The organism is Parabacteroides sp. AM17-47, from assembly GCF_003434625.1.
Classification (GTDB): Bacteria; Bacteroidota; Bacteroidia; order Bacteroidales; family Tannerellaceae; genus Parabacteroides; species Parabacteroides distasonis.
Map to the genome: position 1 here is coordinate 1 of NZ_QTLI01000025.1, position 14,642 is coordinate 14,642.

Here is a 14,642-nt window from a genome sequence, read left to right on the forward strand (position 1 = left end):
AAAAAGTGTCTAGATAAATCAGGAAAAGACATTTCTCTTAGGAGAACAAAGAGTTTCTCTTAGAGGAAACAAAAGTTTCTTTAGGAAGAAACAAAAGTTTTATTAGGGGAAAACTTTTGTTTTTCTATAGAAAAAACTGTAAGCATAAGTTATTCAACTTCTTAAATAATATATTAGACATGAAAATAACCAAGCAAACAGCCTATCGACATACCGTCGCGCAACGGGCGATGCGTATGGAGGAGATCGTGGCATGGGTAAAGGATGAGCGGACGAGGGATAAGCTTGCGCTCTTTCGAGAGAAATTAAGGCGGGCTTATCCCGACAAACGGTATCCGTTTACCCGGAAATTACCTCAGTTGCTCTTTGCCGGAACTTTTCGAAAAGGCGAGTTGAAGGAGTATAATGGCTGGATTTTGCTGGAGATCAATCGATTGAAGAGCATAGAAGAGGCTTTGTCCTTGAAACAAAAAATAGTGGAATATCCGCAGACACTGTTCGCTATGATCGGCTCTAGCGGACGGAGCGTGAAGTTCGTGGTGGCTTATACCTATCCCGACGGGTCGCTTCCCCGTTCGCGTACGGATGCCGAGGTTTTTCATGCGCACGCTTACCGACATGCGCTCAAGACGTATGAGCCTCGCCTTTCTTATCCTATCGAGCTGAAACGTCCGGTGTTGGAGATGGGCTGCCGCCTCAGTTATGATGCCGATGTGTATTACAATCCGGACGCCCTTTCCATTCATCTGGAGCAGCCTGTGGCTATGCCCGACGAAAGCGCCTATCAGGAACGGTTCGAAAAACGGGTGCCGGTACCGGTAGAGAGTGCCGGACAGACGCTTTATGACCAATACCGTTACGTTGCCATCCAATATGAATTCGCTTTGCAGCGGGCTTTGGAGGAACATGGAAGTTTGAGCATAAAGGTGGATTTCAAACCTTTGTTGGTCACTCTAGGAAGACTTTGTTTCGCGGCTGGGGTAGAAGAGGAGGATTGTGTGAAGTGGACGATGCTTTATTTGGGGAATCTGATCTCGGAAGTGGAGATCCGGGAGACCTCGAGGCAGTCTTACCGCTTAGCCTCCGATTCTGATTTTGGCAGTACGTCCCTTTACAAGCCGGAGCAGCTACAGAGCTTGAAAATGGAGGAGTTTATGAACCGTCGTTACGATTTCCGGTACAATCTGATGTCTGGCGGACCGGAATATCGGGAGAAAAACACCTTCTGTTTTGACTATCGCCCCGTGACGGATCGTGTGCTGAACAGTATCGCCTTGAATGCCCAGAAAGAAGGATTGCAGCTATGGGACAGGGATGTACGGCGTTTTGTCTTTTCAGATCGCATCCCGGACTATGCGCCTATCGAGGACTATTTGATCCGCTTGCCCGTGTGGGACGGCAAGGATCGCATCCGTCCGCTGGCCGCACGCATCCCTTGCGACAACGTACGGTGGGAACAGTTGTTTTACACTTGGTTCCTGTCGATGGTAGCGCATTGGCAGGGACGTGACAAACAGCATGGCAACAGCCTTTCCCCGCTTTTGGTTGGCGGGCAAGGGTGCGGGAAGTCCACGTTCTGTTTCAACCTGTTGCCACCGGACTTGAATAAGTATTACACGGACAGCATCGATTTCAGCAAGAAGCGGGATGCCGAGCTGTATCTTACTCGTTTCGGATTGATCAATATTGATGAGTTCGACCAAGTGAGCGCGAGGCATCAAGGCTTCTTGAAGCATCTGTTGCAGAAGCCGGTCGTAAATGTACGCAAGCCTCATGCCACGCAGGTGGAATCGGTGAAACGTTACGCTTCCTTTATCGCTACGAGCAACCATACGGATTTGCTGGGCGATCCTTCCGGCAGCCGCCGTTTCATTTGTATCGAGGTGAAAGGGATGATAGACAATGCCCAGCCTATCGATTATCTCCAGCTCTATGCGCAAGCGGTTGCCGCCTTGAATAATAACGAGCGTTATTGGCTGACGCATGAGGAAGAGGCCTCGCAGATGCAAGCGAACGAGGCGTTTCAACAACGTCCTTTGTTCGAGGATCTGTTTTTTCAATATTATCGTCCCGCTTCGCATAAGGAGGAAGGTTTGAAGATCTCTGCCGGAGAGATCTACCTATCGCTGCAAAAAAAGAGCGGCGTAAAACTTCCGATGAGCAATGTCTCCGTCTTTGGTCGCTTCTTGAAAAAGATAGGGCTTAAGACGCAGTTAGCGAGTAGGGGACGGTTGTATTTAGTGGTCGAAAAGTAGTAAATGGTGGTAGATGTAAGTTGTTGGTGGTAGATGTTTTATTATCTACCACCATTAGATAAGTGATTTATCCCACTTCTGGATCTTCCCAAACACCTGTTTTGTTCATTCGATAGCTTCTCTCTATCTTTTGGGAAGAGTCTGCCTCCAGCGCATAGAGTATTTCACGACAGAACTCCAGAGTTGCAAATCCGTTGGCGGTAATAATGTTTCCGGCTCTGACAGCCGGTTCATCCATATAAAGATTTTCACCTGTATAATTAACCCCCGCAAATTGTTTGAGGTAATCCAATCCGTTGCTGGTATGATTTACATGGTTCAAGAAACCGTGTATACCAAGAAAAACGGAGGCGTTACAAATACCGGCCACCAGCCTCTTCTTCTCGATGGCCTCTTTTACCAGAGGAACAATGGCTTCGGCTTCCGGGGTGAACCAGCTCATGCCTCCTATTAATACGATCCCTGCATAATCGGCCGGAATGTCATGGATCCCATAGTCGGGCAGCACCTTGAACCCTCCGATCGATACAACCGGCTCTTTCCTGACAGATACGGTTTTAACTATATATTTGCTTTCACTTCCGGGCTCAACACCTAAATTGAGGTTGGGAGCGATATAAGCCCCTTCCCAATCGGCAAAGTCTTTTAACAAGACGAATAGAATTTCTTTTTTCATTATTTATTGTATTTATCGAAGTTATACTTCTTTCTAATCTCGTTTTGCTCGTCAGGCGAAAGAGATTTGAAATATCCTTTCCAGCCTGGGCAGAAGTTTATGTGCCAACGCCAAAAGCGTCCCATTAATGACTGAGGGCTTTTATCGTATTTTTTCCTTAGGGGGCAGTTGTTGCAGTTACTTTTTTGCATGGATGTTACAGAATGCTTGTTGTTTACAAAGGTAATGCTTTTATTGGAATTGCTTTATTTCAATCTTTGTTTATTATGATAATATACCCCATCTGATATAATTGCCAATATTTATCGTAATTTTGCATTATTCGTGAAGATGGTAGTTGTTATGAGCATCCTCATTGGTTTGAATTAGCAAAGGATAAATGGGCGCAGGTTTATAAAACTACGGGAACTCCATGTAGTTGTTGGATGTGTAGAGGGGAGGAGTACGACCGCAAAGGATATAAGCAAGAGACTTTGCGTATTATCAAAGAATCAGTTCTCTCCAAAAAGCATACAAGTTCGGTAAATTTGGTGCAGTTCCTAACCTATAATCAGTAACCTTATGAGAAAAGTTAGAAAGAATACAGCAACTAGACAGGTCATTCATATTGTCGGTGAAGGATTGACTGAATTATTCTATTTCAACCATTTGAAAAAGTTGCTTGGTTATAGGTACTCTATTTCTCCACGTCTGTTTGACAATAATAGTATTATAAAGCTATCAAAAAGTTAGCGAATAGTTAATTGGTTCTCAAGAAAATTCAGTATTTTTGCACTCACAATTGAATAAAAACATTAAAAAAATTACAATGCTGCAGAATAGAGTGAACATATTAGTAAACACATTATGTCGAAGCACAGTATGCTTTGAGAGTATGTCGTATGTTCATACTTTAGGCATTGAGTCATTCGGTAAATGCAAAAACACTTTCCAGCGAACGTTTTATAGACAGGTAGGAGTACATTAGGTGCAGGTATTCCTATTAAAAAGATAAATTGAAGCCGTTGAAAAGTCCTTACTAAATTTTTCAACGGCTTTGTTTTTGCCCATTGGTGACGTTCGCATTATGCGCTCTACTCCGTCATTTCCGTCCATGGGCATTGAAAACTTCAGTTTTATTAACCAGCGCAGTGATGTGCATAAAAAAAGAAGATTATGGATTACAAATTCAACGGAAGCGGGGTGTTCTTTACATCCGATACCCACTTCAATCATACCAATATCATCAGGTTCTGTAGCAGGCCATTCAAGGATGTAGAACACATGAATGAAACACTTATTGCCAACTGGAACCGTGTGGTCGGTCCGGATAATATCGTATTTCATCTTGGCGACTTCTGTCTTGGTGGCTCTGCTGAATGGACAAAGATACTCAAAAGGTTGAATGGGAAAATCTATCTCATAGCCGGTAATCATGACATGAAGAACTTGAGGCAGAATTATACAAAATATTTCGAACTGATCACGATGCAGATGTACATCGAGGTGGATAAACAGAAGATTTATCTGAATCATTGCCCGTTCCTTTGCTATAGCGGCTCATACGATGATACCTGGCAGCTTTTCGGCCATGTGCATACAAGCAGGAATAACATCGGAAAAGATAAGCCTCGCCTTCAAATGCTTTTCTCTACACAATATGATGTGGGAGTTGACAATAACGACTTCACTCCGGTTTCATTCGCACAGGTAAAGGCAATCATAGAGAAACAGGTTGAACTATCAAAGAAATGAGAATACAATACATGAGTGATCTGCACCTATGCCCACTTTTTAGGTAGTTGCACCTTGCCACAAAGATTCGGTGCTGAACAGTGCCTTTGCGAGTGACGATGGAGACTTGGTAAGCAACAACCGGATTGATGTCTGGATATACGGTCATTCACATACGAATATTGATGCAGAGATTGGTGGAACCAAAGTATTATCCAATCAGATGGGATATGTTTTCCAGAACGAGCATCTTATGAATGGGTTTGATTCGGGAAAGTATATTGAAATTTACTAAGAATGAAGATATGAACGAAAATAAGATAATAGATAGAAAGTTCTTTGCCGATTTGGCTGAAGAATATGCCTTGAATACCTCTCATTTTGAATGGTTGGGCGGGGTGCGTCATCCGGAGATTGTTGTTAAGGGTGATATGTTGGACAGGCTGATTGAACTCCAGTCCCAGTTTAAAAGATTGGAAGTGATGGGTGATATTCAACCCGATGGAAACACGCTGGTTTCATGTCGCTTCCATATACATGGAGCGAAGAGCAATCCGGTTTACAGACCGGAAATATACCCGTTTCGTTGTTTCAAATTATTCTTCGTATGTTTCGGATAATAATGAATACTATAACGATGAATGGAGCAGGGAAACTATTACCCGTATTTTTGCCTATCTGCGCAGACTGGTGGATGCCATTATTAGTGTATGAGTCGTTCTACAGAAATTTGCCTGTCAGTAAATACAACCAGACTGAACAGACTTATGGCCCTAATGAATTGCATGACGTAGCTTATTATAATCGGATGAAGTTTGCAAAAATTGATGAGCAGTACGATATTGATAGTCCGGATGATTTCATCTGGTTTGCCAAGGATCATTATGGAGAACTGGGGCTTTCCCGCCTGAATATCTTTGCATCAGATACAGAACGGTCAGGATGGGTGATTGTCGTTTCCAACAGTTATTCTGCGAATGCCGGTCTCGCCATTGAAGTTGCCACAGCTCTATATAAGTCCGGTGTTCCATTAATAATCCACGATGCTGACAAGCTTCTGAAGATTCTTGAGGAAGAAGATTATGTCAGGTTGGTTCCTTATTCATACCATAACTATATGGGCTATCAAGAAGAAGGCTCCGTTTATGAGCTACCGTGGGAATACGAATGTAGTGAAGATGGTGGATCATCTCTGACTGCTGAGCAATACAAAGAGATTGTCTCGTTTGCTGAATGGCAGGAAGAGGAGAGGGTGAAGGTAAACTAATGTCATATTTCATATGTTAACGCACATCTGGCAATCCGTTTGGTTAGTCAGTAACATGCAAATTATCGGCACTGATTCGAAATAGTACCGATAATTTGCATAATTCTGATATTTCAAATATGACTTAATCAAATTCTAACTAACAGGCATTGTTCGATGCAATAGAATTCCCTACGATAGATGAAAGAATAAGAAATCTTTCTAATATGATGGATTGGATGAGATATCTTCCATCAGTTTCATTAGGTGGAGATCAAGAATTGTATTCAATAACGAAATAATAAGTTGTAGAGTAATGGTGTAAGATTCTATTAGCATATCGAGGATAATTTCAATAAACTTGGAGTTCGTTGATAACAACTTCTAGAGTTGCTGAAATAATTAACGAGGATATTTTTCTAACATTCTAAACGGAATATCATTTGTAGTAACTTTATCTATAGATATTTTGTTTATATTTAGCTGTATATCATTATTATAACATTTGTATGTATTCACAAATAAGAGATCCAAACAGCTTTGTGAAATGATAATTGTCGATGCAGCATATTATGCCAATTGATTATCAATAGTTTACGGCTTAAAAGATAGACTGCTCAAAAATTTACTTGTTTTTCGCCGAAAATCGAAGATTTAACGTTTTTAACCTTAGTTTGTCTTCAAACGAAGGGAAAAAGAGAAAAATGGCTCTCTTTTGCTCCGAAACATCCGGTTCGCAAAGATAAGGCATATCGGTGATTATTTCGCCGATTCGAGTTGCAAAATCAGAGATGGTTTTACGGATTTTGGGGTTGGCTCTTGTGTCTTACAATGGCTCGAATCATGTCTGTTTTGTGAGCAGGATTTCTGTGTCTTTTGCAGCCAAAAAAAAGAAAGTCGGCAGATATAGTTCGGTTCGGCTTTGGCGAAGCCATTTTTTTTCTCTCCCTCTGTTAGCTTTACTTTAATGTACGTATATATGAATACGGAGATAAAGTAAAGTTGATTTTCATTTTGAGGTGCAAATAAATTCTGAATTTGGTGGTATATTCAGGAATAAGTCTTATTTTTGTATTGAATAATATTTTGTTTGTTGATTGGCAGATATGTAAACTATGAATAATATAATAGCTTTTAATGTTTCAAGTCCCAGTGATATTGCTTTGCAAATTGCAGCAAGAGTCAAGGTTCGGAGACTTGAATTGGACTTAACTCAAGAAGGATTGGCAGCAAGAGCAGGAGTCAAGTTTGCTACTTATCGCAGATTTGAGCAGACGGGAGAGATTTCATTAAGAGGATTGCTTCAAGTAGGCTTTGCTTTGAATGCGCTTTCTGATTTTGATGCTCTTTTTGCGCAGAAGCAATATCAGTCATTAGATGATGTATTGAATGAGCAAAGTGTTATACGTAAAAGAGGGAAGAAAAATGAATAGCATAAAGCGGATAGAGGTAATATATGATAATAGACTGGTTGGCAGATTGGCTTTAACCAAAGAGAGTTTATGTGCATTTGAATATTCGGCAGAGTGGCTCAATTCTGGTTTTTCTATATCTCCGTTTGAGTTACCATTGCGCAGTGGGGTATTTATAGCAAAACCTCGTCCGTTTGATGGTGGATTCGGTGTTTTTGATGATTGTTTGCCTGATGGGTGGGGATTGCTAATTCTTGATAGATACTTGCAGCGGAACGGGGTCAATCCACGAACACTGTCACTACTTGACCGTCTTGCGTTGGTCGGTTCTACTGGACGCGGTGCATTGGAATTTCGTCCAGACAAGAGTGTTGTATCAAAGCAAGAATACGCAGATTTTGAAAAATTGGCATTGGAGGCGGAACAGATTCTTGATAGCGACAATTATAACGGAGAGGGAATTGAGGAGTTCCAGTATAGAGGTGGTTCTCCGGGTGGAGCCCGCCCCAAAATCTTTACTCGTTATGATGGGAAAGAATGGTTGGTGAAGTTCCGGGCAAAGAGAGATTCCAAACATATTGGTGAGGATGAATACCGTTATTCGCTTCTTGCCAAAGAGTGTGGAATAGAGATGCCTAAAACACGACTTTTCGAAGATAAATATTTCGGAGTGGAGCGTTTTGACCGTACCTCAAACGGTAAATTACACGTTGTAAGCATTGCCGGACTTATCGGGGCAGACTATCGTTTGCCAAGCATAGACTACACTCACATATTTCAAGTATGCGCAACTTTGACGCATAGCGTGGCGGAAATGTGGAAAGTGTATCGTCTTATGGTATTCAACTACTTGATTGATAACAAAGATGACCACGCAAAGAATTTTGCTTTCATCTATCGTGATGGCAATTGGCATTTCGCTCCGGCATTCGATCTGTTGCCAAGTGATGGCATAAATGGCTTCCGTACGACTTCTATCAATGATCGCATTGAACCTACAAAAGAAGATTTATTTGCTGTGATGGTAAAAGTTGGGTTAAATGAAAAGGAGGCAGTGGAAATTTTTGAGGAAATACAAGGTATATTATCAATGACATTTGACCAGAGTTTCTAAATGACCTTGGCTTGATTTAATAATTGTTTATTGGAATCTATTTATATTATAACAAATGAAACATATTTCTATACGTGTTCCTTGGCACGATTCTAATTGGAATGGCCATGTATGCAAGAATCCTGCTTGTAATACATTTTGTAAGGTTCTCCCAAGAATATCCATGTCGCGGGATACTGCTGATTGCTTGCATGCTTCTGAGGATTGGAGTTTACTTCCACAGCATGAACGTCCCGTTTGTGCAAGCGAAAACGGTGGTTTTATGAATCAGCACTCATATAAACGGGAATTTAAGCACGTGTATGCGGGCAAAGGAGGGCGACATGACGTTTTAAAGCCAACAACAATTGAAATCCCTGCATATTCTGCTTTAGCTATTCCATTTAGATATATGTCTCTTGATTCTCAATCGTGGTTGAGTGATAGACATCCGGAGTTTCATGACGTGGAAAAATCCCCGTTCAATTCATCGTGGCTATATGGTGCAGAGCGTCAACTCGATATTCTGAAGTGGTTTCGTGGGAATATTGAAGCCAATGAGTCAATCTGTGTCTTTTATTGTAAAAACGGTAATCCTGTAGATGATGAAGGCCGCCGTATGATTGTCGGTATGGGAGAGGTAACCTCTGTGGCATCTATAAAATTATACGATACAGAGGCCGATTACACATATCCTTTATGGGAAATGGTTGTACAACATTCTATAAGGCAGGAATTACAGGACTCCAAAGGCTTTCTATTGCCATACAACCAATATCTGGAATTTGATGAGGACTATATTCAAAAGAAGACAGGATTAACAAAAGAGGAAGCCCTTGACGAAATTAAAATCTCTCTTGATAAGCTTGGAAATACAGAACGTATCTTCAATGAACTATCTTACGGTTGTGAATTCATTAGCAATCAATCAATGCTCATCATCCTTGAAAATGCAAGGCGGGCATTGGAGGCCGTTATGAAGCATGGATTAGTGGGAGGCGACTGGCAGTTACAATTACGCTGGATAAATGACAGCATAGCCAAGGTTAAGTCTTCGATTTCGCCATTCCCTTCATTTGCAGAATGCCTCAAAGCGATAGGCGTAAACTATTCATATCTGATAGAACGGGATATTCTGACTGCCGGATGTGGGAAAAAAGACAATCCGTGGAGATACTACAATGACTTAATGGCAGGGAAGCTACCTGTTCCCAATACAGTTTATTTTTCAGAACTACCCGCGTATAAGAAATCTTGGGAGTATCGTTCAGATGAAGGGAAAAGAGTGCTTGAGCTACTTTCCCGATTTGAACTCGATGCAGATATCATAGGGCAATATGCCAACAATGCTGAGACTTATGAAAAACTTTTGACTAATCCCTATATCATAAGCGAAAAATGTGCTCAGGATTACGATAATCGTGTGAACACACAAACTATCGACTTTGGTGTGATTCCTGATGTAGACATTCAAGGTGAAAACATTCCAACGGCACCGTTTGCTGTTCGTACTTTGATAGATGAACGCAGATTACGTTCCATGACTGTTGAACGTCTTTGCTCTGCTCTTGACGATGGAGACACGTTACTATCCATTGCCGAGTTGGGACAATATGTAAGTGATACTCTTTCTGATACAAATTCTTTATTACCAAACGACTATTTCTTAACCGTCCGAGGTTTTTTCTCCGATGAGTTGGTCTATCTCCCTGACGACAATCCTAAGGCACTACAGCTAAAAGAATACGCAGAAATGGAGCGTTGGTTGAGCAAACGATTATTGGCCAGAGCCAAAAGCTCTGTGCGTAATAAGTTGAACGTTGACTGGGAAACTCGTGCCATGTCATCATCACATTATGACAAAAATAACGAGAATAGTCGTGAAGCAACGAGACAGCAGATTGAAGCGTTGGAGATGATGACGGATAGAAAACTCTCTGTCTTAACAGGTGGTGCCGGTACCGGCAAAACAACCGTAGTAGAGACATTTCTTTCCTGCTCACAAATAAAAAACGAAGGCGTGCTTTTACTTGCCCCTACAGGAAAAGCGAGAGTTCGATTAGGCAAAATGGGTAAGGGTGTTGAAGCCCAAACCATTGCTCAGTTCCTCGTTCGTCAAGGTTTCTTTGATTGGGATAGAATGTTAGCTATTGACAATCCGAACGGAAGACAGTATGCCAATGCTGCCAATGTGATTATTGACGAATGTTCTATGCTGACAACGCGAGATTTGTATATTCTTTTAAAAGCGTTAGATCTCGCTAAGATTAATCGTCTTATATTGATTGGTGACCCTTGCCAACTTCCTCCGATAGGGGCAGGCAGACCATTTGCTGATTTGTGCTACCGCCTTCAAAACAAGGACACTGTTCCTGTATTAAATTCAGCAATCACATCGCTCGAAACGGTAGTACGTACAATTACTACCGGCGAATCTGATATTTTAACACTTGCATCATGGTTTAGTAGCAAGAAACCAAAGAAAGGGGCTGATGAAATATTCAATAAGATGGCTACCGGAGACCTTAATGGAGATTTGCAGGTAATGACTTGGACAGACGAAAGCGACCTTGAAAAGTGTCTGATGGAAGCATTATGTATTGAATTGGGGTGTACTGAAGATAATCTATCTGCCGTTCTTCAGCATCGGTTAGGTATTGACTCCATCAAATCGCTTGCGGCAAATCCTAACACGATTGAGTCTGTGCAAGTCCTCACCCCTGTCCTGAATCCTATCTGGGGGTCATTGCATCTTAATGAATGTGTTCAGAAATGGATAGGAACATACGACAAGGAATTTATACAATTCTCAACACAGAAGATTTATCCCAAAGATAAGATAATGCAACTTAAAAATGAGAAAGTGGAAGCATACCCATCCCATCAAAAATATCAGTTATCTAACGGTCAAATTGGTTTTGTGCGATCTATTTATAAAGGATATGCGAATTTGATTTACGCCGGTATTCCCAATGAATCTTTCGGTAAAAGAGGCGTGTCTGGAGAAGATAGTGAAACTCCAATAGAACTTGCATATTCTATCACGATTCATAAAAGCCAGGGTAGCGATTTCAACACTGTGGTGCTGGTATTGCCTAAGTTTGGTCGCATTCTCACACGTGAGTTAATTTACACTGCATTGACGAGAGCTAAAAAGAAACTGATTCTACTCATACAAGATAATGTCTATTGGCTTTGGGAAAAAACGAAGCCTCAAGCCTCTATTCTTGCGCAAAGAAATTCAAATATGTTCGAACAACTTGTGGCAAGAGAAAATAAGTCCTCAATCCCTTATGTTGAAGGCCTGATACATCGGACAAAAAATCCCAACCTTATGGTTCGTAGTAAGTCAGAGGTAATTATCGCAAACGAACTTATCTCTGCCGACATCAAGTTTAAATATGAAGAAATGTTTAATAGAGATGGACATCAATGCCTTCCCGACTTCACTTTTGTAGACCTTTCTGATGAGATTATTATCTGGGAACATCTGGGTATGCTTACAGTTCCAGAATATAAGACTTCATGGGAAAAGAAATTGAAATTCTATAATTCTATAGGTTTCATAGAAGGTGAAAACCTTTTCACGACTCATGACCATGAAAATGGGTCTATTGACACTACTGAAATCATGAAGGTAATTGACAAGATTAAAAATCTTGTAGAATAAATACCAAGAACAGAAATAACTATGAGTGGAGGATATTTTAATCGGCATATGATTGCCTTCGGAGAGATAGCTAATTCTATCGAGCGTGATATTGCGAGAACTTTACAACCAAAGCCGGGAAGATACATAAAGATTATTGGACTATTTACGAGAAAGATAGCTTTGGCTCATACCATAGCTATATGAGTTTTGCCAGTTATGAAGATGCGGAATCTTTTCTTCTGACAGATAAAACTATCGTCAAGGCAGAACAAAAATATTCAGAGCAGCATTTTTTCGTAGATGGAGTAATATTCCAATCAACAATGCGATATATGTCTGGCACTTCTGACGGTGAACGAATTCCGGTATTATACTCAATTCATCATTGTTATTATGGCCGCTATCCAGATGATGCTGATGTATTGGAACTGTCAGATGAAACGATAAATGTAATGAAGGAGGCATGTCGGCAAATTCGTATAGCAGAGATATATGCAACTCGCGTAGATTGGATGATGAGTGGCAATGATAGCGAAGAGAATTTTCGTGAGCGTATAAAGGAAGATTTGGCAGAGTTTGAAAAGGAATATGCGTCTAAAGACTGGATTTTTTTCGATGTTGACTGAAAAATGTCAGATATTGTATGTGTAATATATCATTAAGTAAATCAAAATCGCCATCTTTGCATATTATATGATAGATTGACTATGGTAAAGTTATCGGCACGGTCGCTTTGCACCTTAAATAGATAAAGATATGACAAAGAATACAATGGGAACCAAACTGCCTCGAAAATTGGTGCAGAAGATGTCGATTGTAGGAGAACAGATTGAATTGGCTCGCCTACGAAGGAATCTGAGTGTGGCTCAGATTGCAGAACGTGCCACCTGTTCTCTGTTGACTGTGTCCCGAATAGAAAAAGGCGCACCGACAGTTGCAATCGGAATTTATTTGCGAGTGCTGTATGCCTTGCAGCTTGACGATGATATTCTGTGGTTGGCCAAAGAAGACAAACTGGGAAAAGCTTTGCAGGATTTGAGTTTGAAGACAAGGAGGCGAGCTTCGAAAAAGGTATAGATGCGTATGTTCTTCCATAATATAAGTTGCCTTTTGTTCTGGTGGGATAAAAAACATGGTTTTAAATTTTGTGTTATGCTGCAAAAACATTATGTTTGTATTACATAATAAATAAGGCGTATGAAATTCGTTGATAGAATAGATGAAGCGGCACGACTGAAAGATGCTCTTGCGAGAGAGAAATCCTCGTTAGTCGTGATGTACGGTCGCAGACGGCTGGGTAAGTCAACGCTCATTAAAAGGGTGTTGTCAGAAAATGATGTTTACTTCCTTGCCGACCGTTCCGAAGGTCAGCATCAGAGAATATTGCTTGCAAAAGTGATTGCACAAGTGTTCCCGGATTTCGACAAACTGACATATCCGGATTGGGAATCTATGTTTCGCGCGGTCAATTATCGAACAGACAAGCGTTTTACTTTATGCTTGGATGAGTTTCCGTATCTTGTAGAGCAATCTTCTGAGCTGCCGTCTGTGCTGCAAAAACTGGTTGATGAAAAGCAGTTGAAGTATAATCTTGTGCTTTGTGGTTCGTCACAAAATATGATGTATGGGCTGTTTCTTGATTCTACTGCACCTCTCTATGGTCGTGCTGATGAGATCATGAAACTTGCACTGATACGTTTGCCATATATTCAAGAGGCTTTGAGCCTTGATGCGATGAATGCCATTGAAGAATATGCTGTTTGGGGAGGTGTGCCGCGTTATTGGGAACTAAGGGAAAACCAAAATTCACTTAATGATGCTTTGTGGCACAATATCCTTTCTGTAAATGGAACTCTTTACGAAGAACCGATAAAATTGTTTCAGGACGATGTAAAGGATATTGTCAAGACTTCGACGATAATGTCTTATATCGGTACTGGCGCAAATCGGCTTTCTGAGATTGCCGCAAGATGCAATGAGCCGGCAACCAATCTGTCGCGTCCGTTGAAGAAGCTTATTGATCTCGGATTTTTGGCGAAAGATGTTCCGTTCGGGATTGATGAAAAGAATGCGAAAAAGAGCCTCTACAAGATAGCTGATCCGTTTATGGCATTTTATTATCAGTTTGTCGTACCTAATCGTTCGTTTATTGAACTTGGCCGTCGTTTACCCATAGAACAGGCTTTGACTGCTCATTTCTCGGAGTATGTGAGTATGCAATGGGAAAAATTATGTCGGGATGCCGTAACAGGAAATCTTGTCAATGGAGTGGTTTACGGCAAGGCAAAACGCTGGTGGGGTTCTGTTATCAATGAGGATAAGAAGCCGGAACAGGTCGAATTCGATGTGATGGCTGAATCGCTTGATAAAAAGTATCTGCTGGTTGGTGAATGTAAATGGACAACTCAAGAGAATGGTAAACAGTTAACAACTGAACTCCTCCGCAAGGCTAATTTGCTGCCGTTTGCCAAGAAATACACCATAGTTCCGATGCTGTTTCTTAAGAATGCTCCAAAAGATGAGGCAGGAAATACTATGTTGCCGGAAGATGTTGTCAGATTAAGTTACTAATGTTTAATTAGCTTTACTGTATAA

Annotated in this window: 12 protein-coding genes and 1 pseudogene; 12 read left to right on the forward strand and 1 reads right to left on the reverse strand. The window is 41.1% G+C overall.

Features of this window, described 5'->3' with window-relative positions; all coding sequences use genetic code 11:
- Positions 1-179 precede the first annotated feature (179 nt).
- Complete coding sequence (locus tag DW205_RS18215; RefSeq protein WP_005864288.1) at positions 180-2,255, forward strand: BT4734/BF3469 family protein; 2,076 nt, start codon at positions 180-182, stop codon at positions 2,253-2,255.
- A gap of 67 nt (positions 2,256-2,322) precedes the next feature.
- Here DW205_RS18215 and DW205_RS18220 read toward each other — a convergent pair whose 3' ends face one another.
- Positions 2,323-2,931, reverse strand: a complete 609-nt coding sequence (locus DW205_RS18220) for a type 1 glutamine amidotransferase family protein (protein ID WP_005864290.1) — start codon at positions 2,929-2,931, stop codon at positions 2,323-2,325.
- Positions 2,932-3,248: 317 nt separating this feature from the next.
- On the opposite strand from DW205_RS18220, the gene DW205_RS22885 reads away from it, so the two are divergent.
- The 11 genes and pseudogenes from DW205_RS22885 to DW205_RS18280 all read left to right on the forward strand — a co-directional run bounded on the left by DW205_RS22885 (position 3,249) and on the right by DW205_RS18280 (position 14,618).
- Entirely contained in the window at positions 3,249-3,488 is a 240-nt protein-coding gene (locus DW205_RS22885; protein WP_082210341.1) for a hypothetical protein, read from the forward strand.
- 598 nt (positions 3,489-4,086) lie between these two features.
- On the forward strand, positions 4,087-4,665 hold the full coding sequence (locus DW205_RS18235) for a metallophosphoesterase (protein ID WP_005864297.1): 579 nt from the start codon (positions 4,087-4,089) through the stop codon (positions 4,663-4,665).
- Between the two features lie 43 nt (positions 4,666-4,708).
- A pseudogene (locus DW205_RS22630) lies at positions 4,709-4,939 on the forward strand (hypothetical protein); the annotation flags it as partial.
- 10 nt (positions 4,940-4,949) lie between these two features.
- Complete coding sequence (locus DW205_RS22890; protein ID WP_005864298.1) at positions 4,950-5,264, forward strand: hypothetical protein; 315 nt, start codon at positions 4,950-4,952, stop codon at positions 5,262-5,264.
- 17 nt (positions 5,265-5,281) lie between these two features.
- Positions 5,282-5,911, forward strand: coding sequence for a hypothetical protein (locus DW205_RS18245; protein ID WP_005864300.1), 630 nt, complete (start codon positions 5,282-5,284; stop codon positions 5,909-5,911).
- 1,094 nt (positions 5,912-7,005) lie between these two features.
- The gene (locus DW205_RS18255) at positions 7,006-7,323 is read left to right on the forward strand and encodes a helix-turn-helix domain-containing protein (protein WP_008764677.1); all 318 of its coding nucleotides are present in this window, start codon (positions 7,006-7,008) and stop codon (positions 7,321-7,323) included.
- Positions 7,316-8,416: a type II toxin-antitoxin system HipA family toxin gene (locus DW205_RS18260; protein WP_008764678.1), complete on the forward strand. Its 1,101-nt coding sequence runs from the start codon at positions 7,316-7,318 to the stop codon at positions 8,414-8,416. Before DW205_RS18255 ends, DW205_RS18260 begins: the two co-directional genes overlap by 8 nt.
- Before the next feature lie 55 nt (positions 8,417-8,471).
- Positions 8,472-12,065 carry an ATP-dependent RecD-like DNA helicase gene (locus DW205_RS18265; RefSeq protein ID WP_118310397.1) on the forward strand — a complete coding sequence of 1,198 codons (3,594 nt, stop codon included), beginning with the start codon at positions 8,472-8,474 and terminating at the stop codon, positions 12,063-12,065.
- A 182-nt stretch (positions 12,066-12,247) separates the two neighbouring features.
- A complete protein-coding gene (locus DW205_RS18270; RefSeq protein ID WP_233523160.1) occupies positions 12,248-12,673 on the forward strand; it encodes a hypothetical protein in 426 nt (141 codons plus the stop codon).
- 130 nt (positions 12,674-12,803) lie between these two features.
- Positions 12,804-13,124, forward strand: a complete 321-nt coding sequence (locus DW205_RS18275; protein ID WP_008764680.1) for a helix-turn-helix domain-containing protein — start codon at positions 12,804-12,806, stop codon at positions 13,122-13,124.
- A 120-nt stretch (positions 13,125-13,244) separates the two neighbouring features.
- Positions 13,245-14,618: an ATP-binding protein gene (locus tag DW205_RS18280; protein ID WP_008764681.1), complete on the forward strand. Its 1,374-nt coding sequence runs from the start codon at positions 13,245-13,247 to the stop codon at positions 14,616-14,618.
- The last annotated feature ends 24 nt before the right edge of the window (positions 14,619-14,642 follow it).